The organism is Stenotrophomonas rhizophila (assembly GCF_003751305.1).
In the GTDB taxonomy this organism is placed as follows: Bacteria; Pseudomonadota; Gammaproteobacteria; order Xanthomonadales; family Xanthomonadaceae; genus Stenotrophomonas; species Stenotrophomonas rhizophila_B.
In genome coordinates this window covers 1592228-1617452 of the sequence record NZ_RJKV01000001.1, presented here as the reverse complement: position 1 = coordinate 1617452, position 25225 = coordinate 1592228, and the positions used below count along the sequence as shown (strand labels likewise).

The following is a 25225-nucleotide window of genomic DNA, read 5'->3' as shown; positions in this document are numbered from 1 at the left end:
ATCCTGCGTTCCGGTGCCTTGCCCGAGCACCGTTGGCTATGTGGATATGCCCGTGCGTAAGGGCGTTCTCGGTAAAAAGACGGGCCCCAGTGAATCAAATCAAGCACTTGATCGGTGGCGGTCCTGCACGCCATTCCACCCGCGCGGGGGCACGCCCCACGGTGGATTGACGCTCTGCAACAAGTTTGCAACAAGTGCCTCCAGGTCACCTGGGGGAACCTGCCTTGCCTGCTCCGTACCTGCCACGGCGATGTCGCCGCTGACGTACCGCCTGCGCCGCCTCATCGTCTTCTTCGGGCGTAACGCCCGACCTCTGCGGAAACCACCATGAATCCTCGCGCCACCGTGCTGCGACGTCGCCGTCTGTCCGTCGCCGTGCTTGCCAGCCTGTTCACCGCCGTTCCGGTCCATGCTCAAACCGCGGCAAGTGCGCCGGGAGTCACCCAGCTCGACCAGCTCACCGTCCTCGGCAACCGCACTCAGGCCCGCACCGTGCTCGAATCGCCGGTGCCGATCGATGTGCTGGGCGCGCAGGACATCCGCAGCAGCGGCTACACCGATATCAGCCAGATCCTGCAGTCGCTGTTGCCCTCGTTCAACTTCCCGCACCCGACCACCCCGGATGGCAACACCCACATCCGCTCGGCGACGCTGCGCGGGCTTTCGCCGGACCAGACCCTGGTGCTGGTCAACGGCAAGCGCCGGCATGCCAGTGCCTGGGTCAACACCGGCGGCACGGTGGGCAAGGGCGCGGTCTCCACGGATCTCAATGCGATCCCGGTGAGTGCGATCGAGCGGATCGAAGTGCTGCGTGATGGCGCGTCTGCCCAGTACGGTTCCGATGCGATTGCCGGGGTGATCAACATCGTGCTGCGCGAGGACGCCGGCTTCGAAGGGCGGGTCAGCCGCGGCACCACCCGCGATGGCGGCGGTGGCACCACGTCCGTCGCCCTGGACACCGGCGTCGCCTTCGCCGATGGCGGCGGTCTGCACCTCACCTGGGATTATCGTGACCGCAAGGGCGCCAACCGCGCGTTGCCCGATACCCGGCAGCAGTACTTCGGGATCGGCCGCAATGGTGCGCCGGTGGCGCCGTCGGGGACCTTCGGGTCCGGCACCGGCCTGGCCCCGATCGGGGGCGCGGCGGCGGGTGCCGTGGCCGACCCACGCGAAGCCACCCTCGACCGCGATGCCCTGTGGCGCTTCGCCGACTCGGCCGACACCGTGGAAAAGACCGTGTTCGGCAACCTGCGCAAGCCGCTCGCCTGGGCCGAGGGACTGGAGGCGTATGCCTTCGGCGGCTACGGGGTAAGCGAGGGCAGTTCCAACGCCTCCCTGCGCCGCGCTGGCCAGGTCGAGAACGTGCGCGCGATCTACCCGGACGGGTTCCTGCCATGGGTCGATACCCAGAGCACCAACGCCTCGCTCGGCGCAGGCATCAAAGGTCTGCTCGGCGACTGGCATTGGGACCTGAGCAGTGTCTACGGCCGCAACAAGCTGGTCTACCGTACCCGCAACACGCTCAACGCCACGCTGGGTGCGGACAGCCCGACGGCCTTCTACAACGGTGCGCTGGAGGCCTCGCAGTGGACCACCAATCTGGATGCCAACAACAGTATCGAGCTGGGTTGGCATGCGCCCCTGCGGCTGGCGATCGGAGCGGAGTTCCGCCGCGACACCTACGGCATCTCGCCCGGTGAGCTGAACGCATACGTGTGGGGCCCGGCGCGGGTGCTTGATGGCCCATTGGCTGGTGCGGTGCCGACGATCGGCTCGCAGGGCTTCGCGGGCATCCAGCCGGCGGACGCCGGCAACCATCACCGTCACAACGTTTCCGCCTACGCCGAAGCGGAAACCGATGTGACGGATCGCTTCCTGGTCTCGCTGGCCGGGCGCTGGGAGGATTACAGCGATTTCGGCAGCACCACCAACGGCAAGCTGGCCCTGCGCTACCAGCTCGATGGCGGGGTGGCGGTGCGCGCCTCGGTCAGCACCGGCTTCCATGCGCCGGCCTTGGCCCAGCAGTACTTCAGTTCGACCAGCAGCCGCACGCTCAACAACGCGGTGACCGGGGTGCCCGAGTATGTGTTGGTGCGCACTGCACCGGTGGATACGGTGGAAGCGCGTGCCCTGGGGGCGCGCTCGCTGGAACCGGAGCAGGCGACCAATGTCACGGCCGGTCTGACCTGGGGTATCGGCGGACTGAGCGCGTCGGTGGATGTGTACCGGATCGACATCGACGATCGGATCTTCCTCTCCAGCAACTTCGTCGATGCGGCCGGGTCCACCGCGATCCGTGACTACCTGGCTGCATTGGGCTCGCCCGGCGTGACCAGCGTGCGCTACTTCAGCAACGCCGCCGATACCCGCACCACCGGCGTGGACGCTTCCGCGCGCTACCGTTGGGAGCTGGCGGACCATGGCAGGCTCACCGCCACCGTGGCCTACAACCGCAACAAGACCGAGTTGACCCACGTCGCCTCGACCCCTGCGCAGCTCACCGCGCTCGGCGTGCGCACGCCGTTGTTCGATGTCACCGAGCGCACCCGCGTGGAGAAAGGCCAGCCGCGCGACAACCTGACGCTCGCGCTTGGCTGGGATGTCGGCCGCTGGGGCATCCACCTCGGCATGCACCGCTACGGTGAGATCGAAGGCGTGGCGGCAACCAACCAGAGCGCGGCCAATGTCGCCGCCTTTGCGCAGGGCTCGACCCGGTTCCGTACGCTGCCGACCGAAGCGGGTAGTGCTGGCAATGTCGACGTGATCCAGAAACTGGAGGCGCGCTGGGTCACCGATCTGGACATCGCCTTCCGCGCCACCGACACGGTCACTCTCGTGCTGGGCGCCAACAACCTCTTCAACACCTATCCCACCCGCAACATCGCCACCACCCCACAGGTCTCCGGCGCGGACACCTTTGGCGTGTTCCCGTACAGCGAGCTGTCGCCGTTCGGTTGGAGTGGCACCTACTACTACGCACGCCTGGAGGCGCGTTTCCAATGACCCGTTCCACGACTGCAGGCCACCTGCCTGCCGACCCGCAGCGCCGCTACTGGCTGCGCGCCGGGCTGACCAGTGCCGCAGCCGTCGCGCTGGCGCCGGCCGCTGGATCCGCTGCGCCGCCCGCCGTGACGGCCGCCGGACGCACCACGGACCTGCTGCGGCTGGACCTCAATGAAAGCAGCTACGGCCCGTCCCCTCGGGTCGGGCCCGCGTTACAGCGCGCGCTGGCGGAGGCACCGCGATATGTCAGCGCCGCGCAGCTGCAGGCGTTGCAGAGCCAGATCGCCACGCTGGAAGGGGTCGCGCCCGAACAGGTCATCGTCGGTGAGGTACTGGAAGCCCTCGGCCAGCATCTGGCGCTGAACCAGGGCGCGGGAGGTTTCATCTACAGCGTGCCCGGGTATGGCGCCCTGGTGGATGCGGCCAGGCCCTTTGGCGGCCGGGCGGTGGAAGTGCCGTTGAACGCGCGGCTGGAGAATGATCTGCCCGCATTGCTGGCGGCGATCGCGCCGGATACCCGCGCGCTGTTCGTGGTCAATCCGCACAACCCGTCCGGCACGCTGAGCCCCGGGGCCGAGTTCGATCGTTTCGTGAGCGCCGCGCAGGCGCGCACGCTGGTGATCGTCGACGAGGCGTACCTCGACTACCGCGAGGATGCCGCCACGTTGAGCGCGGTGCGCCTGCTGCGGCAGGGCCAGAACGTGGTGGTGTTCCGCACGCTGGGCAAGATCCATGCCCTGGCCGGGCTGCAGGTCGGGTATGCGCTGGTGCCTGCGGCGCTCGCCGAGGCACTGCGCCAGCGCGGCGTCGGCGGCGCGCACGCGCAGAACCAGTTGTCGCTGGCCGCTGCATCAGCGGCACTAGCCGATCCCGCCCACGTGGCCCAGGTCCGGCGCAGCGTGGCGGCCGAGCGGCAGCACTGGCAGCAGGTCCTGAGTGGGCTGCGCCTGCGCTCGACCGAAGCGGCCGGCAATTTCGTGTTCGTCGATACCGGGCACCCCCATGCAGCCGTCGCCGCCGGGCTGCTGCAACAGGGCGTGCGCATCGCCCGTGTGTTCGCCCCGTATGACACCTGGGTGCGGATCACCGTCGGCACGCCGGCGGAGAACCGGCGTGCGCAGCAGGCGTTGCGCAGCGTGCTCGCCCAGCTGGGCAAGGCCCAGAATGGGGCGGCGGCGTAGACGCTGCCCGACGCGCCGTCAGCCGCCGATGCGCTCGAAGCCATCCGCGCTCCAGTCCTCACTGCCCACACCGTGATGGATCACGAACAGGCCCTGCGGATCGTAGCGGCGCTTGGCGGCCTGCAGCCGTGGGTAGTTCGGCCCCCAGAACGCCTGCTGCCAGTCCTTCTGGAAGTAATCGCTCTCCGAGACATAGGCCGGGGCCGAGGGCGCCACCACGCTCAGGGCCTGGTAGGCGCGCGCCACGTTCAAGGCGCCCCGGCGTGCCCGGGGCTCATCCACCGTGCGCCCCAGGCCCGGATACACCGGCCCGCTGGCATTACCGATGATCGCCAGCGCGAAGGCGTCCAGCACGGCCGGATGGGTGGCCGTGTCGCGGCTGGCGGCCAGCGCCGCCGCCGGCGCACCGAACAGGCCTTTGTTGCAGTGCAGGCCGACATCCATGTGATCGGCGGCCGCACAGATCGCGGCGGCGGCCTGCTCACGCTGCGCATCGTCCAGCAGCCCCGACGGCAGCCACGCCGATGCGTAGCCATGCAGGAACCAGCCCACCTGGCCCTGGTCGCCCTTCCACAGCATGTGCCGGGAGGAGGCGCCATCGCGGGTGTCCTCGGCGATGAGGGCAGGGGCGTGCTGGCGGAAGAAGTCCGCGTCCCAGAAGTCTCTGGCCGGCATCGCCAGTGCCTGCAAGGGTTCGGTGATGGTGTAGGCCGGCCGGGCGCGGATCCAGTCCAGGAACGGCGTCCAGGTCGCTTCGGCCGCGTCGCGCGACAGGCCCTGGAACACCATCGAGATCGACAGCCGGCGCGTGTCCTTGAAGGTGAACTGCTCACCCCAGTGCGGGTTGCACAGCGTGTCGCGGTAGAAGCGGAGCATCTCCGCCGCCAGTGCCCGCCAGCTGGCGTCGTCGCTGGACTGGATCTGGCAGGAGACGCCGCCGAAGGTATCGGGCAGGTCATGGGTCCGCAGCGTCATCCGGGTGACGATCCCGAAACTCGCGGCGCAGCCGCCCTTCAAGGCCCAGAACAGGTCTGGCTCGTTGTCGGCGTTGACGGTGCGGATCTGCCCGTCGGCGGTGACGATCTCGGCTTCGAGCAGGCTGGCCGCGGCCGTGCCATGCGCTTTGGAGAAACTGCCGAAGCCGCCGCCGGTGACCAGGCCGGTCACGCCCACCGAGGTGCAGCCGCCGCCCTGGACATAGCGCCCGCCGCGGGTGGTGACCGCGTCGTAGGCGTCGATCCACATCGCCCCGGCGCCTACGCTGACCGCCGGCTGCGGCGCCGTGCCCGGGCGGGCGTTGTGGGCGACGAAGGCATCGTGCAGCTCGACCTCCTTCATCGCGCGGGTCCAGACCAGCAGCGAATCCGGCGCGCAGGAGGTGCCGTGATAGCTGTGCCCGCCGCCTTTGACCACCAGCCGCAGGCGGTGGGTGCGGGCGAAGTTCACCGCCGCGGCCACATCGGCGCTGTTGGCGGCGGCCACCACCTTCGCGCTGGGTACTGACCGCCATGCGCCGAAGTAACCACTGGTCTGGGTGAGCGCGGGCGCATCGCCGAGGAAGAACGGATTCTGCAGCTGCTCCAGCGCGGCGGCGCGGGTGGCGGCATCAGCGAGAAAGGGGGACTGCGGCACCGACAGCCGACCGCCGACTGCCCGCGACAACTGGTCCCAGTCGGCGGCAGCCGGCCACCCCGCAGCGCCGGGCCGGACCCTCGCACGCGTCGCTGCGACGGCAGGACCGGCCTTGAGCAGCATCGGCAGCAGCGGCAGGGTCAGCCCGGCCTTGAGGCAATCGCGTCGTTTCATGAGGGTGGTTCCTGCGGCAGCAGCGTGGTTGATGCCAGCGAGTGTGTTCCCGCAGAGGCCCGCGGGCCCTGGCCTGGGGCCGGATGTCGGTGATGAAGGGACGAGTGGCGGGGACTCAGGGGCGGGCGGTGCCAGCCGCAGACACGTCGGTCCCGCGCCGATTGACGGATGCCCGACGCGGCATACCCTAGTCTGGTTCCATTGCGCTCGCGGCCGTCGCTGGGCGAGCGCCCCACGACATCCGGATCCATGCCCACCTCGAACGACCCCGCCCCCGGCGCACTGGCCACCTTCACCCCGGCCACGCGCGATTGGTTCACGGCAGCCTTCGCTGCGCCCACGCCAGTGCAGGACCATGCCTGGGCGGCGATCAGCGCCGGCCAGCACACTCTGGTCATCGCGCCGACCGGCTCAGGCAAGACCCTGGCCGCGTTCCTGCACGCGATCGACCAGCTGTTCCGCAGCGGTGAGCAGCAGAGCGGTGGGCGGCCGGCGACGGCGACATCCACCAAGCGCGGCACCCGTGTGCTGTATCTCTCGCCGATCAAGGCGCTTGGCGCCGATGTCGAGCGCAACCTGCAGAGGCCCCTGCAGGGGGTGAGTGCCGAACGCGAGCGACGCGGCGATCCAGCGGTCACCCTGTCCGTCGCGATCCGGACCGGGGACACCACCCCGGCGGAGCGGGCGCGGCTGCTGCGGCGTCCGCCCGACATCCTGATCACCACACCCGAATCGCTGTTCCTGATGCTCACCTCACAGGCGCGCGAGACGTTGCGCGACGTGCATACCGTGATCATCGATGAGATCCACGCGGTGGCCGGCAGCAAGCGCGGCACCCACCTGGCGTTGAGCCTGGAGCGCCTGGATGCCCTGTTGCAGGTGCCCGCGCAGCGCATCGGGCTCTCGGCCACGGTGCGCCCGGTGGAGGAGGTCGCGCGGTTCCTCGGCGGCGACCGTCCGGTCAGCGTGGTCCATCCGCCGTCGCAGCGGGCGCTGGAAGTCCGGATCGTGGTGCCGGTCGAGGACATGGCCGACATTCCGCCGCATCCCGCTGTCGCCGATGCACCCGCCTCCGCCGGCCGGGTCGGCTCGATCTGGCCGCATGTGGAGGCCAGCATCCTGGACCAGGTGCTGGCGCGACGTTCGACGATCGTGTTCGCCAACTCACGGGGCGTGGCCGAAAAGCTGACTGCCCGGTTGAATGAACTGCATGCCGACCGTGTCGCCCGTGGCCAGCTCCCGTCGCTTGCCTCGACGGCGGCGGCTGCCCCCGAGCACTACGGGTCGTTCAACGGCGGCACCGCCGGGCGGGCCGCCGGAGCGGACGCGCTGATCGCCCGGTCGCACCATGGCTCGGTGTCCAAGGAACAGCGCCGCGAGATCGAACAGGCGCTCAAGTCCGGCGAGCTGCGCTGTGTCGTGGCCACCTCCAGCCTGGAGCTGGGCATCGACATGGGGCTGGTTGATCTGGTGATCCAGGTCGCCGCGCCGCCTTCGGTCGCCAGTGCGCTGCAGCGGGTGGGGCGGGCCAGCCATCAGGTCGGGGGCATCTCCACTGGCCTGGTCTACCCACGCACGCGGCGCGACCTGATCGATGCGTCCGTGGCGGTCGAGCGCATGCTGGCCGGTGAGATCGAAGCGATCGATCCGCCGCGCAATCCGCTGGACGTACTGGCCCAGCAGACAGTGGCCGCCGCGGCGATGGAGACACTGGACGTGGACGCCTGGTATGCGCGCGTACGGCGTGCCGCGCCGTACCGTTCGCTGCCGCGCAGCGCGTTCGATGCCACCCTGGACATGCTGGCCGGGCGTTATCCCTCCGATGATTTCGCCGGCTTCCGCCCGCGGCTGGTCTGGAACCGCGACACCGGTGCGCTGAGCGCGCGGCCGGGCGCGAAACAGCTGGCGGTCACCAGCGGTGGCACCATCCCGGACCGCGGCATGTTCGGTGTGGTGCTTCCGGAAGGCGAGGAGCGTGCCGGGTCGCGCCGGGTCGGTGAGCTCGATGAGGAGATGGTCCACGAATCACGGGTCAACGATGTGATCACCTTGGGCGCCACCTCGTGGCGGATCGAGCAGATCACCCATGATCAGGTCGTGGTGACCCCCGCGCCGGGGCGCTCGGCGCGCTTGCCGTTCTGGCGCGGTGAGGGCGTGGGGCGCCCGGCCGAACTGGGCGAGGCGGTGGGTGCCTTCATCGGTGCGCTGGATGCCGGTGTTGCCGAAGCGGGCATGCCGGCCGGGCTGCGGGAGCGGCTGCAGGCCTGCGGATTGGCGGACAACGCGATCACCAACATCGCCGGTCTGCTGGCCGAACAGCGTGAGGCCACCGGCGTGCTGCCCACCGATCGCACGCTGGTGCTGGAGCGCTGCCGCGATGAGGCCGGTGACTGGCGGCTGATGTTGCATTCCCCCTATGGGCGGCGCGTACACGATCCCTGGGCGCTGGCGGTGGCCGCGCGCATCCGCGAACGCTGGGGGGTGGATCCGGCGGTGGTGGCCAGCGACGACGGCATCATCGCGCGGCTGCCCGACGCGGAGGGGCGCCTGCCGGGGGCGGAGTTGTTCCTGTTCGAGCCGGAGCGGCTGCGCAGCGACGTCACGCGCGCCGTGGGCGGCTCGGCCCTGTTCGCCGCGCGCTTCCGCGAATGTGCCGCACGTGCGTTGTTGCTGCCGCGGCGCACGCCGGGTCGTCGCTCGCCGCTGTGGCAGCAGCGCCTGCGCGCCGGTGAACTGCTGGCCATCGCGCAGGGGTATCCCGAGTTCCCGATCCTGATCGAGACCGCGCGTGAGTGCCTGCAGGACGTCTACGATCTCGATGCGCTGGGGGCGCTGATGCAGCGGCTGACCGACGGCCGCGTGGCGATCGCCGATGTCACCACCGAGGTGCCGTCGCCGTTCGCGGCGAACCTGCTGTTCGGCTACGTCGCCGAGTTCATGTACGGCACCGATGTGCCACTGGCCGAGCGACGCGCGTCGGTGCTGTCACTGGACAGCGGCTTGCTGGGGGATCTGCTCGGCCAGGTCGATCTGGGCGAACTGCTGGATGCGGCCGTGGTGGAGCAGGTGGGCAGCGAGCTGCAGCGCCTGGCGCGCGACCGCCAGGCGCGCGGCAAGGAAGGGGCGGCCGATCTGCTGCGCGAACTGGGCCCGCTCACCGATGAAGCGATGGCGCTGCGGCGGGTCGATGACGATCCTGCTGGGCATCTGCACGATCTCTGTGTGGAGCGGCGTGCGATCCAGGTCCAGATCTCCGGCCGCCTGCACTGGGCGGCCATCGAAGATGCCGCGCGCCTGCGCGATGCGCTGGGGGTCACCCTTCCGCGCGGCATCCCCGAGACCTTCCTGCAGGCCTCATCGGACCCGCTGGGCGAGCTGCTGGGCCGATATGCGCGTACCCATGCGCCGTTCACCACGGCCGAGGTGGCGGCCGCGTTCGGATTGGGCGTGGCCGTGGCCGATGCGGCACTCACGCAGCTGGAGACGCAGGGCAGGCTGCTCAAGGGTCGTTTCGGTGTGGCGCGTCGCGACGCCGAGGCCCTCGGCGAGGCCGCCGAGCCGGCGCCGCTGGCCCGTCACGAATGGGTGGGTGAGGCGGTGTTCCGTCGGCTGCGGGTGCGCTCGCTGCAGGCGGCACGCGAGGCGACCCGGCCGGTCACGCGCGACGCCTATGCCTTGTTGTTGCTGGAGCGGCATGGGCTGCTGGCCGATGCCGAACGGGCTGCACGTGGCATCACTCACCGCGGGCCGGGTGCGCTGGAGGGCATCGACGGCGTGCTGCGCGTGGTGGACCTGCTGGCGGGCGTGGCACTGCCGGCGTCGGTGTGGGAACAGCAGGTCCTGCCCGCGCGCGTGGTCGATTACGCGCCGGCGATGCTCGATGAGCTGCTCGCTACGGGCACCGTGGTGTGGGCCGGGCACGGGCGGCTCGGTGAGGAGGACGGACTGGTCTCGCTGCACCTGCAGGAATTCGCGGCAGAAACGCTGCCCGCGCTTGCGGGGGCAAGCGCGCTGTCACCGCTGCAGGACGCGCTGCTGCAGGTGCTGGCCGACGGGGGCGCGTACTTCGCGCGCCAGCTGGTCACCGCGGTGGGCACGCACGGGGTGCGGGCCGGCTACCCGCCGATGGAGATCACCGCCGCGCAGCTGCACGACGCCTTGTGGGGCCTGGCCTGGTCGGGGCACCTGACCACGGATCTGTGGGCGCCGCTGCGCGGCATGGCCGGGGGCCGCGCGCCACGGCCGCGGGTCGCGCGCGCCTCGCGGCGCGGTCGACGCGTCCGTGGCATCCCGATGCACGACACGCCCTTGGCCGACGGCGCGCCGGCCGTGATCGCCAGCTTTGCGGCCCCCGCGCTGGCCGGGCGCTGGTCGCTGTTGCAGCGTGAGGCGATCAGTGACACGGCGCGCGCGGTGGCGCTGGCCGAGGGCCTGCTGGACCGGCACGGCATCGTGACCCGCGGGGCCGCGATGGCCGAAGGGATCGCCGGCGGCTTCCCGGCGCTGCAACAGGTGTATCGCGGCATGGAGGATGCGGGACGGGTGCTGCGTGGGCGCTTCGTGGACGGGCTGGGCGGGGCCCAGTTCGCCGATCGCCTGATCGTGGATCGACTGCGTGGCGTCGCCGATGCCCTGCGGCCCGGGGCTGGCGAGGTGGCGATCGGGCTGTCCGCGGTGGACCCCGCCAACCCGTTCGGTACCGTGGTGCCCTGGCCGGTGCACGGCTCGGCGGTCCGGCCGGTGCGACGTGCCGGCGCCGTGGTGGTGATCGGCGGTGGGCGCCTGTTGATGTACCTGGCCCAGGGGGGCCGCCAGCTGCTGACGTTCTTCGATGCGGACGATGTGTCCCTGGCCGGCACGACGGCTGCCGCGGCGCACGCGCTGGCCGCCGCACTGCGGCGGGGCCGGCGCACCTCGTTCACCGTGGAGCTGATCGACGCTGCGCCGGCCCGACGCGATGGCCTGATGGATGCGCTGCGGGCCGCCGGTTTTTCCAGTGCGCCAAAAGGCATCAGCTGGGAAGGGTGAGCAGGGGGAGGCGAAGACTTACTGACGCCGTCTAAGTAGAAACACGCTGGCCGCGACGATGACCGACACGGACTATTGAGCACCACCGTCGTCGGAGAAGTGCATGGCCAGCTCATCCGCAAAGAAGAAGCCCAGTTCATCCACAAAGAAGCCCAACATCCTCGTCATCTGGGGAGACGACATCGGCATCTCCAACCTGAGCTGCTACTCGCGCGGGTTGATGGGCTACCAGACCCCGAACATCGACCGCATCGCCAACGAAGGCATGCTCTTCACCGATTCCTACGGCGAGCAGTCCTGTACCGCCGGCCGGTCCTCCTTCATCACCGGGCAGAGCGTGCTGCGGACCGGTCTGTCGAAGGTGGGCATTCCGGGCGCGCCGGTCGGCATGAACGAGAAGATCGTCACCATTGCCGCGCTGCTGAAGAACGAGGGCTATACCACCGGGCAGTTCGGCAAGAACCATCTTGGTGATCTGAACCACATGCTGCCCACCAACCATGGGTTCGATGAGTTCTACGGCAATCTCTACCACCTCAATGCCGAAGAAGAGCCGGAGATGTACGACTACTTCCCCAAGGACGAGTTCGGCGATTTCATCGAGACGATCAAGCCGCGGGGTGTGATCCACAGTTTCGCCACCGACAAAGAGGACAGCACCGACCAGAAGCGCTGGGGCAAGGTAGGCAAGCAGAAGATCGAAGACACCGGCCCGCTGGACCGCAAGCGCATGCTGACCTGCGATGACGACTTCGCCGACCGCGCCAAGGGCTTCATCAAGAAGGCGAACGACGACGACACGCCGTTCTTCGTCTGGGTCAACTTCACCCACATGCACCTGATCACGCATACCAAGAAGGAAAGCCTGGGGCAGGCCGGGCGCTGGCAGTCGCCGTATCACGACACGATGATCGACCACGACAAGAACGTGGGCTCGTTGCTCGATTACCTCGACGAACTGGGCATCGCCGAAGACACCCTGGTGGTGTACTCCACCGACAACGGGCCGCACCGCAATTCGTGGCCGGATGGCGGCATGACGCCGTTCCGCAGTGAGAAGGACACCAACTGGGAAGGCGCGTTCCGGATTCCGCTGGTGGTGCGTTACCCGGGCAAGATCAAGCCGGGTTCGGTGTCCAACGAGATCGTCCAGCACCATGACTGGCTGCCGACCTTCCTGGAACTGGCGGGCAACAAAGGTGTGGTCAACGACCTCAAGAAAGGGGTCAAGGCGATCGGGCGCACCTACAAGAACCACATCGACGGCGTCAGCCTGCTGCCGTATCTCACCGGCAAGGAGGAAAAGTCGCCGCGCAAGCTGTTCGTCTACATCTCCGATGATGGCGACATGCTGGGCATCCGCTACGACAACTGGAAGGTGACCTTCATCGAGCAACGCTGCAAAGGCACGATGCAGCTGTGGGGCGAACCGTTCACGGTCATGCGCATCCCCAAGATCTACAACCTGCGCACCGATCCGTACGAGTTCGCGGATGTGACCTCCAATACCTATTGGGACTGGTACATCAACCACGTCTACATCGTGTACGGCGCGATCGCGCTGCTCACGAAATTCAACGAGACGTTCGTGGACTTCCCCAAGATCCAGAAGCCGAACACGTTCACGGCCGACCAGGCCGTGGAGAAGCTGCAGGAAGCGGTGACGGGCAAGTAGCGGCTGCGGCCATCGCGTAGACGGATCCACAAACGGGGGGACGGAATGTCCCCCCGTTCGCGTGTCCGTTCCGTCAGGCGGCCTCGGAGGCTGCCTGTGCGTGGGTCGGGGCGTACGCCGGGTAGTCGATATACCCGGTGGCGCCGCCACCATAGAACGTGTCCCGATCGGCGGGCGCCAGCGGCCAGCCGTTCTGCAGGCGCGCCACCAGATCCGGGTTGCTGATGAACGGAGTGCCGAAGGCCGCCAGGTCGATCAGGCCCGCATCGATCAGCTGCTCGGCCCGCTCACGGGTCATGCCGCCGGCAAGGATGAGGGCGGTCCCGGGCAGGTGCGGCTTCAACGTGCGCAACAGGCCGCTGAAGCCCGAATCGCCAGCGCCATCGACCGATTTCTGGCCGACCTTGAAACCGGACTGGTCCATGAGGTGCACGTAGGCCAGGCCACGCTGCCCGATCGCCTGGATCAGTGCGGTATAGGTGGCGTCGATTTCCGGGTAGTGCGGCATGTCGAACAACTGGCCATAGGGCGAGAGCCGGATGGCGGTCCGTGCGGCGCCGATACGTGCGACCACGGCGTCGATCACCTCCAGCGTGAAGCGCAGGCGATTGTCCAGCGACTGCGGACCGTACTGGTCGGTGCGGTCATTCACCTGCGGATTGATGAACTGCTCGTGCAGGTAGCCGTTGGCGCCGTGGATTTCCACGCCGTCGAAGCCGGCCTCGATGGCATTGGCGGCTGCCTGCGCGAACTCCGCCACGATGCGCGGAATCTCTTCGGTCTCCAGCTGGCGCGGCGCCGGGGCGGCGACCAGCGCCGGTTGGCCCTGCTCGTTATAGCCGAACGCCTGGGCGCCGACCGGCAGCTTCGAACTGGCACTGACCGGGCGCGCATCGTTGGCCTGGATGGTGGGGTGCGAGACGCGCCCGACATGCCAGATCTGCGCGAACATCCGGCTGCCCAGCGCATGGACCGAATCGGTGGTCAGGCGCCAGCCGGCGATCTGCTCGGCCGTGAAGATGCCGGGATTGAACAGGTAGCCCTGGCCCTCTCGGGAAATGGGCGTGCCTTCGCTGACGATCAGGCCGGCGGTGGCACGCTGGGCGTAGTACAGGGCAGTTCGCTCATCGGCGGCATCCTGCGGGGCGCGTGCACGGGTCAGCGGGGCCATGACCACGCGGTTGCGCAGCGGGATGCCCGCGAGGTCGAATGTATTGAAAAGGGAGCTCATGGGGGTTCCTGAGGGGGCGAGGGGGGGGGCGTGGCGGGTTCGCCATGCGCTTCACTTCATCGTATGGGCGTGCTATATCGGCCACAATGCGGCTATTCGGCAAATGACTATTGCTGAAACAGCAATCACGATTCCAAGGCGCCCGCCATGCAGCTCAAAGCCCTCCGCTATTTCCTCACCGTCGCCGCCACCGGCAGCTTCCTGGCCACGGCGCGCCAGTACCGGGTGCCAGCCTCATCGGTGTCGCGCTTCATCGCGGCGCTTGAACAGGACGTGGGGCACCAGCTGTTCTACCGAAGCACCCGGGCGGTGCGGTTGACCGAAGCGGGCGAGCAGTTCCATCAGCAGGTGCGAGACGCCGTGGACCTGCTCGATGACGCGGTCGGGCAGCTGGAAGGGCGCGATGCCGAGCTGCGGGGCCTGATCCGCATCAACGCCCCCGAGTCACTGGGGCGGCTGCACATCGCACACATCGTCAATACGTTGCAGGCGCGGTATCCCGAGTTGATCGTCGAGCTGACCCTGACCGACACGCTGATCGATCCCGTCCAGGAAGGCGTGGATATCATCATCCGGGTCGGGCTGCTGATGGATTCGGGCCTGATCGGCAAGGTCATCGCGCCCCACCGCAACATCCTCGCCGCCAGCCCGGCCTACCTTGCCGCGCATGGCACGCCGGTGGTGCCGGAGGACCTGCTGCAGCATCAATGTCTGGTCTACAAAGGGCAGCTGGGCATCCAGAAGTGGTACTTCCGTTCCTCGCCGGAGGTGCCGTTCAAGGCGGTGAACGTGACCGGCCCCCTGCGCAGCAACAATGCCGAAGCGCTGCTGGCGGCGGCCATTGCCGGGCGTGGCGTGGTGCTGTTCCCCACCTGGCTGTTCAACGCAGAAACGCTGCACAGTGGCAGCATGGTCACGCTGCTCGGCGACTGGGAGTTCTCCCCGCAATCCGAACGGGTGTATCTGCAGCTGCTCTCGCCAGAAAACAGACTGCGCTCACGCAAGGTGCGCGAGGTGTCGGCCTTCCTCACCGAGGCGATCGGATCGCCGCCGTACTGGGATCGTGCTGATCGGTGAGTCATGGGCACCCCCATCACACCGGGGATGGCAGGATCGGGTGAGATTCGCCCCTCACCAGGAGACCACCATGGCTTCGACCGTTGTCCTGACCCGATCGTGGGTCATCCATCCCTTCCACGCCGCTGTACTGGGCGGGGTGCTGCCGTTGTTCCTGGCGGCGCTGCTGGCCGACTACGCGTACTGGAGCACGTACGAGATCCAGTGGGCGAACTTTGCCTCCTGGCTGCTGATCGGCGCGATGGTGATGACAACGCTCGCCTTGCTGTGCGGGATCGTCGGCCTGGTCCGTCGCAGCCGCAACCTGGCGTATGTCGTGATTCTGGCGGTGACCTGGGGCGTGGGTTTCATCAACTGCCTCCACCACGCGCGCGACGCGTGGGCGGTGATGCCGGCGGGCCTGGTGCTCTCGGTGATCCTGACAGTGCTGGCGCTGATCGCCACCTGGGTGGGACTGTCCAGCCTGCGCGTGGGAGGTGTGCGATGAGCCGCCAGACGACGCTCCGGATCCTCTCGCTGTCCGCGCTGGCGGTCGCTCTGGCGGCCTGCAGCAGCAAGGCGCCCCCGCTTGACCAGTACGGCGGCAGCCCGGAGATGCCCGCGCCGCATCGCGGGTTGATGCCGGACATGACCATCGCCAAGCCGGCGCAGTGGGGCGATACCTTGCCGACGGTGCCCAAGGGCTACCGCATTTCGGCGATCGCCACCGATCTGAACATCCCGCGGCAGACCCTCATGCTGCCCAATGGCGACATCCTGGTGGCTGAAGGTCGCGGCGGCAGCGCGCCCGCGCTCAAGCCGAAGGATGTGATTGCCGGCAAGATCAAGGCCAAGGGCAATACCTCGGTCAAGAGTGGCAATCGACTGACCCTGCTGCGCGACGCCGATGGCGACGGCACCTATGAACTGAAGACGGTGTTTGCCGACAATCTCAACGCGCCCTATGGCCTGGCGCTGATCGGCAATGCCATCTATGTGGCCAACCAGGACGCGGTGGTGCGCTTCGACTATCAGGAAGGGCAGACCAAGGCGGGCGCGGCGCCGGTCAAGCTGACCGATCTGCCGTCGGCGATCAACCACCACTGGACCAAGGCGATGACCGCCAGCGCCGATGGCCGTTATCTGTACGTGGGTATCGGTTCCAACAGCAACATCACCGAACGCGGCATGGCGGTGGAGATCGATCGCGCGCGGATCTGGCAGATCGACGTGGCCACCGGTGCGCACAAGGATTACGCCACCGGTATCCGCAATCCCACCGCGCTGGCGATCCAGCCGGGCACCGGCACGCTGTGGGCCGTGGTCAATGAACGCGATGAGATCGGCCCGAACCTCGTGCCCGATTACCTCACCTCGGTGAAGGAGGGCGGCTTCTATGGCTGGCCTTACAGCTACTGGGGCAAGAATGTGGATCGCCGCGTGATGCCGCAGAACCCGGAGAAGGTCGCCTCGGCGATCGCCCCGGATTACGCACTGGGCTCGCATGTGGCGGCACTGGGCGTGGCCTTCTCGTCCGAGGTGATGGGTACGCAGTTTGCCGATGGCGTGTTTGTGGGCGAGCATGGCAGTTGGAACCGCAATCCCCCGGTCGGCTACAAGGTCGTGTTCGTGCCCTTCAGCAATGGCCGTCCGGCCGGCGAGCCGATCGATTTCGTGAGCGGCTTCTTCGGCGAAGACGGCAAGACCCGTGGCCGCCCGGTGGGCGTCACGGTCGACCCGCGTGGCGCGCTGATCGTCGCCGATGACCTCTCCAACACCATCTGGCGGGTCACCCGCGACGGCGCTCAGTAACCTCTTAACGGGGACGGAGGTAATTAATAACTACCTCCGTCCCTGTTATTTCACTGTTATTTCAGCGCAACTGCTTCAGCAGGACCTGGGCCGCCTCTGCAGACGAGGCGGGGTTCTGGCCGGTGATCAGCAGGCCATCGGTAACCACATAGGAACCCCAGTCCGGGCCCTTGGAGTACGTTCCGCCTGCGGCCTTGAGCATGTCTTCGACCAGGAAGGGCACCACGTCGGTGAGGCCCACGCCTTCTTCTTCCGTGTTGGTGAAGCCAGTGACGTTCTTGCCCTGCACCAGCGGCGCACCCTCGGCAGTCTTGACGTCACGCAGCACGCCCGGGGCATGGCAGACCAGCGCGACCGGCTTGCCGGCGGCGATGAACGCCTCGATCAGGGCAATGGAGTGGGCGTCTTCGGCAAGGTCCCACAGCGGGCCATGGCCGCCGGGATAGAACACGGTGTCGAAATCGGCCTGTGAGACGCTGTCCAGGCGGACGGTGTTGGCCAGCTGTGCGTTGGCATCGGCGTCGGCTTCAAAGCGACGGGTCGCGTCGGTCTTGAAGTCCGGCTCGTTGCTCTTGGGATCCAGCGGCGGCTGCCCACCCTTGGGCGAGGCCAGCACGATCTCCGCGCCGGCATCCTTGAAGGTGTAGTAGGGCGCGGCCAGCTCTTCCAGCCAGAAACCGGTCTTCTTGCCGGTGGTGCCGAGTTCGTCGTGCGAGGTCAGAACGATGAGGACGTTCATGGGTGATGCTCCTGTGGGTGCTTGATTAGACTGGTCGTCTAGTGATGGGGCCGAGAAAAACACGCCGATGGGGGCGTGCGCGAGACATCCCCCTTGTCAGGGGGCGGTATGCAGAAGGCGGGCGGTCAACGCCACGGCGTCGTCGAACGGGCGGGTGCTGCGGGCGATCTTGACCATGATGCTGGTCCCGAGCCACAGCTGGTACAGGCTGCGCGCGACAGCATCGGGCGGGTCCTGGATTGTCACCGATCCGTCAGCGACACCCGCTGCAATCGCATGTGCGAGCCGATCGGTGATCCCTGTGGTGCCACGCTGGAGTGCGGTCCGCATGGGTTCGGAGAGGTCCGCCACTTCGGCACCGAGCTTTACAGCCAGGCACTTGCCCTGGCAGTCCTCGAAGGACTGGCTGTCCTGCCAGGCGCGGAAGTAGGCTTCCAGCTGCTCGGCCTTGGTCTGCCCAGGCTGACGGAAGATACGGTCCATATCAGCGAGATAGGCGGTGAAGTAGTCCTCCAGCATCGCCTCGCCGAAGGCTTCCTTCGAGGCGAAGTAGTGGTAGAACGAACCCTTGGGCACCCCGGCCGCGGCGAGGACCTCGTTGAGGCCGACCGCGGAAAAGCCCTTGGCACTCATGATCCGCTGGGCGGTGGTCAGGAGGGTGTCGCGAACCGGGGAGCTGGCGGTGGGGGAGTTCATGGACGCCACTGTACGCCTGATTAGACCGGTCGTCTAGTGTCTGCTTGCGTGGTTTACGGGAAGCCGGCCAGCGGCCGGCACTACCCCGTCCCCGGGCGGCGATTGCCGACGGGGAGGGGGCAGATCAAGGTATATTCCCCGGCCCCATTTTCCTTGCCAGATATCGCCCCGCCATGAGCACGCCCCGCAAACACTACAAGCACCCCGCAGAATCCGAGATCGGCAACGGCACGATCTACCTCGAGGCGCAGGGCGATGTGATCGTGCGGCAGGTGGAGAGCTACCGCAGCGTGCTGGTCTGGGCCGACAAAACCGGACAGGCCGATGAACGCTTTCCGCTGTCCGATCAGCCGCTGTCCTGGCTGGATCTGGATTCGGATGACGCGATCACCGCCAGTCAGTTTGAGGCCGTGTGGAAGCAGGCCAAAGCCGTTTCGGGCTGAGTGGGCCGGTAGGCTGGCGTCATACCGTCCAACCCGTGCTTTCCGCCGCCGCCACATGCATCAGTTGATCCAGCTGGCGCAGCGCCCGGTGCAGTTCCTGGCGGTTGGCGGCGGCACCCAATGAAATCCGCACCGCATCGTTGATCGCCACGCCCTCCGGCGTGAATGCCGATGACGGTGCGATGCCCAGGCCCTGCAGCCGTGCGGCGTGGGTCAGGCTGGCATCGGTCCAGTGCGCGGGAAGGCGGCACCAGGCGTGTACGCCCGCGCAGTGCTGCAGGAACCGTGGCGACAACGCCGACTGCGCCAGATAGCGGCGCTCGGCGGCTTCGTCCTGCACCAGTTTCAGCATCGCCTGCGCGGAGCCATCCAGGATCAGCTGCGTCACCAGTGCGTTCATCAATGGCGGCGCCATCAGGTTGACCGCGCGCAGGGCATCCAGCACGCCTTGGCGCGAGACGCCATCGGGCAGCTGCACAAACCCGGTGTGCAGGCCCGGGCTCAGGCATTTGGACAGCGTGGAGATGTAGCAGGTGTGCTGCGGCGCCAGCAGCGCAAGCGGGGCAGGGGCCTGGTTCTCCAGCAGCCAGTAAGGGTCGTCTTCGATCAATCGCAGATTCTGCGCGCGCACCACCTCGGCCAGCGCTTCACGGCGTTCCTGCGGCAGCGTGTGGCCCGTGGGGTTCTGTGCGGTCGGGTTGAGATAGACCACCCGCGCGCTGTGTTTCCTCGCGGCACGCGCCAGTGCATCCGGGCGCATGCCGTGCGAATCGCACTCGACCACTTGCAGGCGACGCTGCAGCACCCGCGCGGCATGCAGCAGGCCCGGGTAGACCAGCGGCTCGCACAGAATCGTGTCACCGGCGTCGGTCAGCGCCAGCAGCAGGGCTGACAGCGCGGCCTGCGCGCCTTCGGTGACGACCAGTGCCTCGGCATCCACCTTCCCGAGCATCGGCTTGAGCCACTGCTGCGCCGCCAGTTGATCCGCGCGGCTGCCGCCGCCGACGTGATACGTCATCAGATTGCCCGCATCGCTGCGGGTCAGCACCGAGGACAGGCCACGTCGCAGCATGTCCGCGACCTGGCCGCCACCGGGGCTGGGCGGCAGATTCATGCTCAGGTCCACCAGCTGCGCCAGTTCCACCTTGGGGGGCGCGACGAACGACCCCAGCGGGCCGCGTGCATCGATCAACCCGCGCGTGCGCGCCTCGTTGAACGCGCGGGTCACCGTGGTGAGGTCCACGCCCAGTTCGGTCGCCAGCGCGCGCTGTGCAGGCAGGCGTTGGCCGGGGCGCAGCGCACCGGACCAGACCGCACGTTCCAGCGCCTGCACGATGCGCAGGTAGACGGGCCCGTGGCCGTCGACGATGAGGGAGCTCCATTCCATGCGCGCATGGTACGCGCGCTGGGGAGAGCGGCTGCGACAGTGTGTCGCATCATGTATGGATCATGTCGTTGCCTAACGTACGCGGCTGCGGCGGGCACCCCCCATGCACATCGGTCATGCAGGGGGGTGTTCGCCACTTTTCATGATCCGGGCCGCCCGGCCCGGCACTGCGTTGGAAGGGCCGTCACGCATGAACCCCGCTACACACTCCGCTCGCCGCGCCACGCTGGCCGGTCGAGCCCGCGCCGGACGCTGGTTCGGCCTGGCAGCGCTGCTGCCGCTGCTCACAGGCTGCAGGAACCTGGAGCTGTTCAACCCCATGGGCAGCATCGCCGAGCAGGAAATGCAGCTGATCCTGGTCTGCACCGGCTTGATGCTCCTGGTGGTGATCCCGGTGATCATCCTCACGCTGTACTTCGCGTGGCACTACCGCGAGTCGAACAAGGAGGCCACCTACGCACCGACCTGGTCGCATTCCACCGCGATCGAAGTGGTGGTGTGGACGATTCCGTGCCTGATCGTGGTCGTCCTCGGCGTGTTGATCTGGAAGAGTACCCACGCACTGGACCCGTACCGCCCGATCGAATCGGACAAGGCGCCGCTGCGCGTGGAAGTGGTCTCGCTCAACTGGAAGTGGTTGTTCATCTATCCGGACCACAACGTGGCCACGGTCAACGAGCTGGTGATGCCGGTCGATACGCCGGTTGCGTTCAAGCTGACCTCCGAGTCGATGATGAACGCCTTTTTCGTGCCGCAGCTGGGCAGCATGGTGTACACCATGCCGGCCATGCAGAGTCGCCTGCATCTGATCGGGCACACGCCCGGCACCTATGCCGGCATGTCCTCGGCGTACAGCGGCGCGGGCTTCTCGGACATGAAGTTCGATGCGCGGGTGATGACCGAGGCGGACTTCCAGCAATGGCTGGCACAGTCGCGTGGCACTGCCCAGCACCTGGGCCAGGCACGCCTGGCTGAACTGGAGAAGCCGACCCATGGCGCACCGATGCAGCGTTTCGCCAGCGTGGACACCGGTCTGTTCGACAGCATCCTGCGCCGGTATGGCGGCATGCCCGACGACGAAATCTGCCTGCCCGGTGAAGAACCCGGCGCGAAAACCCAACTCGTGAGCCTGGCCGCACCTGCCAGCCGTACCGCGGAGAACTGATTGTGCTTGGAAAGTTGAACCTCGAAGCGATTCCCTACCACGACCCGATCATCATGTCGGCGCTGGCGGGCTCGCTGCTGCTGGGGGCGGCGATCATCGCGGCCATCACGTACTACAAGAAGTGGGGCTACCTCTGGACCGAGTGGATCACCTCGGTGGACCACAAGAAGATCGGCGTGATGTACATCATCCTGGCCCTGGTCATGCTGGTGCGTGGGTTCGCCGATGCGCTGATGATGCGTGCCCAGCAGGCCATCGCCGCCAATGACAGCGCCGGCTACCTGCCGCCGGAGCACTACGACCAGATCTTCACCGCGCATGGCGTGATCATGATCTTCTTCGTGGCGACCCCGCTCATCGTGGGCCTGATGAACATCGTGGTGCCGCTGCAGATCGGCGCGCGCGACGTGGCATTCCCGTTCGTCAACTCGCTCAGCTTCTGGCTGTCGGCGGTGGGTGCGGTGCTGGTGATGCTGTCGATGTTCGTGGGTGATTTCGCCGCGACCGGCTGGGTGGCGTATCCACCGCTGTCCGGCATCGAGTACAGCCCCACGGTGGGCGTGGACTACTACATCTGGTCACTGCAGGTCTCCGGCATCGGCACCACGCTGACCGGCCTGAACTTCATCGTCACCATCCTCAAGATGCGTGCGCCGGGCATGGACCTGATGAAGATGCCGGTGTTCACCTGGACCGCATTGATCACCAACATCCTGATCGTGGCGATCTTCCCGGTGCTGACCGCGACCTTGTTGCTGCTGAGCATGGACCGTTACTTCGGCATGCACTTCTTCACCAATGACGCCGGCGGCAACGCCATGATGTACGTCAACCTGATCTGGATCTGGGGCCACCCGGAAGTCTACGTGCTGATCCTGCCGTGCTTCGGTGCGTTCTCGGAGATCATCGCCACGTTCTCGGGCAAGCCGCTGTTCGGCTACCGCTCGATGGTCTATGCAACGTCGTCGATCGGCATCCTGTCGTTCTTCGTGTGGCTGCACCACTTCTTCACCATGGGCTCGGGTGCGAACGTCAATGCCTTCTTCGGCATCATGACCTCCATCATCTCGATCCCCACCGGGGTGAAGCTGTTCAACTGGCTGTTCACCATGTACCGCGGGCGGATCCGCTACCACTCCTCGACGTTGTGGACGATCGGCTTCATGGTCACCTTCGCGCTGGGCGGCATGACCGGCGTGATGCTGGCGATCCCGGGTGCGGATTTCGTGCTGCACAACAGCCTGTTCCTGATCGCGCACTTCCATAACGTGATCATCGGCGGCGTGGTGTTCGGTTGCCTGGCCGGCATCAGCTTCTGGTTCCCGAAGGCCTTTGGCTTCACCCTCAACGAGCGCTGGGGCAAGATCTCGTTCTGGTGCTGGCTGGTCGGCTTCTATCTGGCCTTCATGCCGCTGTACGTGCTGGGCTTCAAGGGCATGACCCGCCGCATGAACCACTACGGCGTGGAGGGCTACCAGCCGTGGCTGATCGTGGCGGCCATCGGTGCGCTGGTGATCGCCGCGGGTATCGCCGCGATGTTCATCCAGTTCTACGTCAGCGTGCGTGACCGCAAGGCCAACATGGATCTCACCGGCGACCCGTGGAATGCGCGCAGCCTGGAGTGGGCCACGTCCTCGCCGCCGCCGTTCTACAACTTCGCCACGCTGCCGGCGATCACCTCGCTGGAGCAGCATTGGGACGACAAGCAGCACGGCCGTGCCTGGCAGTGCCAGGACACCTACGAAGACATCCACATGCCGCGCAATACCGCGTCGGGTGTGGTGATCTCGGTGTTCAGCCTGGTGCTGTGCTTCGCCCTGGTCTGGCACATGTGGGTGCTGGCCGGCATTGGCCTGATCGGTGTGATCGCGACCTTCGTGCTGCGCTCGTATGACCGTGATGTGGACTACTACGTGCCCGCCGCCGAGGTGAAGCGCATCGAAGACGCGCACGTCGCGCAGATGGAAGGAGCCAAGGCATGAGCGGCGATACCCTGACCGCTGCCACGCAGCACGGGCAGCTCGCGGCTGGTCATCACGACCACGCCCATGAGCACCACGACGACGGCAACAAGACCGTCGTCGGGTTCTGGATGTACCTGATGGGTGACTGCCTGATCTTCGCGGTGCTGTTCGCCACCTTCGGCGTGCTGCTCAACGGGACGGCCGATGGCCCCAGTGGCAAGGAACTGTTCAAGCTTGGCTTCGTGCTCTCCGAAACGGTGGTGCTGCTGCTCAGCAGCTTCACCTTTGGCCTGGCGATGCTCGGCATGCAGGCCGGCAAGCGCAACCAGGTAGTGGGCTGGCTGGCCCTGACCGGTGTGCTCGGTGCGGTCTTCATCGGCATGGAACTGTATGAGTTCGCCGAGCTGATCCATGAAGGCGCCACCCCGGACGTGAGTGCGTATCTGTCGGCGTACTTCACGCTGGTGGCCACCCACGGGCTGCACGTCACCTTCGGCCTGCTGTGGCTGGCGATCATGATCCACCAGGTGCTCAAGTTCGGCCTGGACGGCATCGTGCGTCGCCGCCTGGCCTGCCTGAGCCTGTTCTGGCACTTCCTGGATCTGATCTGGATCTGTGTGTTCACCTTCGTCTACCTGCGGGAGTTCGTATGAGCGGCCACGCCACCCTCAAGGGCTACATCCTCGGCCTGCTGCTGTGCCTGGTGCTCACCGGTGCCTCGTTCGGCGTGGTCATGACCGATCTGGTCCCGCAGCCGCTGCGTCTGACCGCCATCGTGGTGCTGTGCGTGGTGCAGCTGGTCGCCCAGCTGGTGCTGTTCCTGCACATCGGGGCAGGGCGCAGCCAGCGCGAGAACACCGGCATCTTCCTGTGCACCGCGTTCCTGATCGCCATCGTGGTGGCCGGCTCGCTGTGGGTGATGCACAACGCCAACCTCAACATGATGCCGATGCAGATGTCGGCCGCGCCATGAGCTGGTCACGCTGCGGTGCCATGCTGATCGCACTGGTCCTGTCCGTTTCCGTGATGCCGGTGGTGGCCGCGGCCCCGCAGACCCGCACCGCGGCAACGGTGTCGGTCAGCGCCCCGTGGATCCGCCTGCCACCGCCGGCCGCGAACGTGGCGGCCGGCTACGTGCAACTGCATAACGGTGGTGGCGTCGACCGCCTGTTGTCGGCCACCTCTTCAGCCTTCGCCGAGGTGCAGGTCCATGCCATGCGCATGGACGGTGAAGTGATGCGCATGCAGGCGCTGCCTCAAGGGCTGGCCCTGCCGAAAGGTCGCACGGTCGCGCTGGAGCCGGGCGGCTATCACCTGATGCTGCTGACCCCGAAGCGGCCGCTGTCGGTGGGGCAGGCGGTCAGGGTGACGCTCACGTTTGCCCGCAGCGCAGACCAGGTGGTGGACTTCACCGTGCGCGATGGCCTGATCCCGCATGGAGGGGCCAAATGAAGCGCTGGTTGGCGTCAAGCGTCGTGGCGGCGGCGCTGCTGGTCGGCTGCGCCGACGGCCAGTTACCGGTGATGGGCCAGGCGGCACTCGGGGCGGTCAAGCTGGAGAGCAGCGACGGGCGCACGCTCGCGATACGGGATCTGCAGGGCAAACCGACGCTGCTGTTCTTCGGCTTCACCCATTGCCCGGAAGTGTGTCCGCTGAGCCTGGTCAAGGCGGTGCAGATCAAGCGGTTGCTCGGGCCCGCCGCCGATGACCTGCAGGTCGCCTTTGTCACGGTGGATCCGCAGCGTGATACCCCGGCGCATCTGCGCGACTACCTGTCCGCCTTCGATACGACATTCCTGGGCCTGGCCGGCGACGAGGCGGGCACCCGTGCCATCGCCGAGAGCCTGGGCGTGAGCTATCGCCGGGTCGGCGAAGGCGAGACGGCCACCTTCGAGCACACGGCATCGTGGTTCCTGCTCGGTGCCGACGGGCAACTGCAGGAGGTATACGGGTACGCGATGAGCGAGCAGGCGATCGTGGAGAAGCTGCGCATGCGGCTGCCATGACGCCCGGGGTGCCGGCCGTGGGCCGGTGCCCCT

The 25225-nt window shown here is 67.3% G+C and carries 19 protein-coding genes; 14 read left to right on the top strand and 5 right to left on the bottom strand.

What is annotated here, in order from left to right:
• The first annotated feature begins 327 nt into the window (after positions 1–327).
• Both EDF74_RS07245 and EDF74_RS07240 read left to right on the top strand, forming a co-directional pair.
• The gene (locus tag EDF74_RS07245; protein ID WP_123729429.1) at positions 328–3003 is read left to right on the top strand and encodes a TonB-dependent receptor plug domain-containing protein; all 2676 of its coding nucleotides are present in this window, start codon (positions 328–330) and stop codon (positions 3001–3003) included.
• The gene (locus EDF74_RS07240) at positions 3000–4184 is read left to right on the top strand and encodes a pyridoxal phosphate-dependent aminotransferase (RefSeq protein WP_123729428.1); all 1185 of its coding nucleotides are present in this window, start codon (positions 3000–3002) and stop codon (positions 4182–4184) included. The genes EDF74_RS07245 and EDF74_RS07240 overlap by 4 nt, the downstream gene beginning before the upstream one ends.
• Before the next feature lie 18 nt (positions 4185–4202).
• Here the strand turns inward: EDF74_RS07240 and EDF74_RS07235 are convergent, their stop codons facing one another.
• On the bottom strand, positions 4203–5990 hold the full coding sequence (locus EDF74_RS07235) for an FAD-dependent oxidoreductase (protein ID WP_123729427.1): 1788 nt from the start codon (positions 5988–5990) through the stop codon (positions 4203–4205).
• Between the two features lie 249 nt (positions 5991–6239).
• Here EDF74_RS07235 and EDF74_RS07230 point away from each other — a divergent pair, with 249 nt between their 5' ends.
• Both EDF74_RS07230 and EDF74_RS07225 read left to right on the top strand, forming a co-directional pair.
• Positions 6240–11018, top strand: coding sequence for an ATP-dependent helicase (locus tag EDF74_RS07230; protein WP_123729426.1), 4779 nt, complete (start codon positions 6240–6242; stop codon positions 11016–11018).
• 103 nt (positions 11019–11121) lie between these two features.
• Positions 11122–12693, top strand: coding sequence for an arylsulfatase (locus EDF74_RS07225; RefSeq protein WP_123729425.1), 1572 nt, complete (start codon positions 11122–11124; stop codon positions 12691–12693).
• A 73-nt stretch (positions 12694–12766) separates the two neighbouring features.
• Here the strand turns inward: EDF74_RS07225 and EDF74_RS07220 are convergent, their stop codons facing one another.
• On the bottom strand, positions 12767–13924 hold the full coding sequence (locus EDF74_RS07220) for an alkene reductase (RefSeq protein ID WP_123729424.1): 1158 nt from the start codon (positions 13922–13924) through the stop codon (positions 12767–12769).
• A 147-nt stretch (positions 13925–14071) separates the two neighbouring features.
• Between EDF74_RS07220 and EDF74_RS07215 the strand changes: the two genes are divergently transcribed.
• The 3 genes from EDF74_RS07215 (at position 14072) to EDF74_RS07205 (ending at position 16792) form a co-directional block, all read left to right on the top strand.
• Positions 14072–15001 (top strand): LysR family transcriptional regulator, encoded by a 930-nt coding sequence (locus EDF74_RS07215; RefSeq protein ID WP_123729423.1) that lies wholly within the window; start codon positions 14072–14074, stop codon positions 14999–15001.
• Between the two features lie 70 nt (positions 15002–15071).
• A complete protein-coding gene (locus EDF74_RS07210) occupies positions 15072–15488 on the top strand; it encodes a DUF2231 domain-containing protein (RefSeq protein ID WP_123729422.1) in 417 nt (138 codons plus the stop codon).
• The gene (locus EDF74_RS07205) at positions 15485–16792 is read left to right on the top strand and encodes a PQQ-dependent sugar dehydrogenase (RefSeq protein ID WP_123729421.1); all 1308 of its coding nucleotides are present in this window, start codon (positions 15485–15487) and stop codon (positions 16790–16792) included. The genes EDF74_RS07210 and EDF74_RS07205 overlap by 4 nt, the downstream gene beginning before the upstream one ends.
• 61 nt (positions 16793–16853) lie before the next feature.
• On the opposite strand, the gene EDF74_RS07200 is transcribed toward EDF74_RS07205, so the two are convergent.
• On the bottom strand, positions 16854–17531 hold the full coding sequence (locus EDF74_RS07200) for a type 1 glutamine amidotransferase domain-containing protein (RefSeq protein WP_123729420.1): 678 nt from the start codon (positions 17529–17531) through the stop codon (positions 16854–16856).
• A 96-nt stretch (positions 17532–17627) separates the two neighbouring features.
• Positions 17628–18227, bottom strand: a complete 600-nt coding sequence (locus tag EDF74_RS07195; RefSeq protein ID WP_123729419.1) for a TetR/AcrR family transcriptional regulator — start codon at positions 18225–18227, stop codon at positions 17628–17630.
• Positions 18228–18400: 173 nt separating this feature from the next.
• On the opposite strand from EDF74_RS07195, the gene EDF74_RS07190 reads away from it, so the two are divergent.
• Positions 18401–18670, top strand: a complete 270-nt coding sequence (locus EDF74_RS07190) for a hypothetical protein (RefSeq protein WP_121036968.1) — start codon at positions 18401–18403, stop codon at positions 18668–18670.
• Positions 18671–18689: 19 nt separating this feature from the next.
• On the opposite strand, the gene EDF74_RS07185 is transcribed toward EDF74_RS07190, so the two are convergent.
• Positions 18690–20057, bottom strand: coding sequence for a PLP-dependent aminotransferase family protein (locus EDF74_RS07185; protein ID WP_123729418.1), 1368 nt, complete (start codon positions 20055–20057; stop codon positions 18690–18692).
• 190 nt (positions 20058–20247) lie between these two features.
• Here EDF74_RS07185 and cyoA point away from each other — a divergent pair, with 190 nt between their 5' ends.
• From cyoA to EDF74_RS07155, 6 genes are read left to right on the top strand one after another with little or no spacing between them, the layout of a single operon-like run.
• On the top strand, positions 20248–21222 hold the full coding sequence (gene cyoA, locus EDF74_RS07180; protein ID WP_123729417.1) for a ubiquinol oxidase subunit II: 975 nt from the start codon (positions 20248–20250) through the stop codon (positions 21220–21222).
• 2 nt (positions 21223–21224) lie between these two features.
• On the top strand, positions 21225–23204 hold the full coding sequence (gene cyoB, locus EDF74_RS07175) for a cytochrome o ubiquinol oxidase subunit I (protein ID WP_123729416.1): 1980 nt from the start codon (positions 21225–21227) through the stop codon (positions 23202–23204).
• On the top strand, positions 23201–23839 hold the full coding sequence (gene cyoC / locus EDF74_RS07170) for a cytochrome o ubiquinol oxidase subunit III (protein ID WP_123729415.1): 639 nt from the start codon (positions 23201–23203) through the stop codon (positions 23837–23839). Before cyoB ends, cyoC begins: the two co-directional genes overlap by 4 nt.
• Positions 23836–24159, top strand: coding sequence for a cytochrome o ubiquinol oxidase subunit IV (gene cyoD, locus EDF74_RS07165; RefSeq protein ID WP_121036963.1), 324 nt, complete (start codon positions 23836–23838; stop codon positions 24157–24159). Before cyoC ends, cyoD begins: the two co-directional genes overlap by 4 nt.
• Entirely contained in the window at positions 24156–24638 is a 483-nt protein-coding gene (locus tag EDF74_RS07160; RefSeq protein ID WP_123729414.1) for a copper chaperone PCu(A)C, read from the top strand. Before cyoD ends, EDF74_RS07160 begins: the two co-directional genes overlap by 4 nt.
• Positions 24635–25192, top strand: a complete 558-nt coding sequence (locus EDF74_RS07155) for an SCO family protein (RefSeq protein WP_123729413.1) — start codon at positions 24635–24637, stop codon at positions 25190–25192. The genes EDF74_RS07160 and EDF74_RS07155 overlap by 4 nt, the downstream gene beginning before the upstream one ends.
• The last annotated feature ends 33 nt before the right edge of the window (positions 25193–25225 follow it).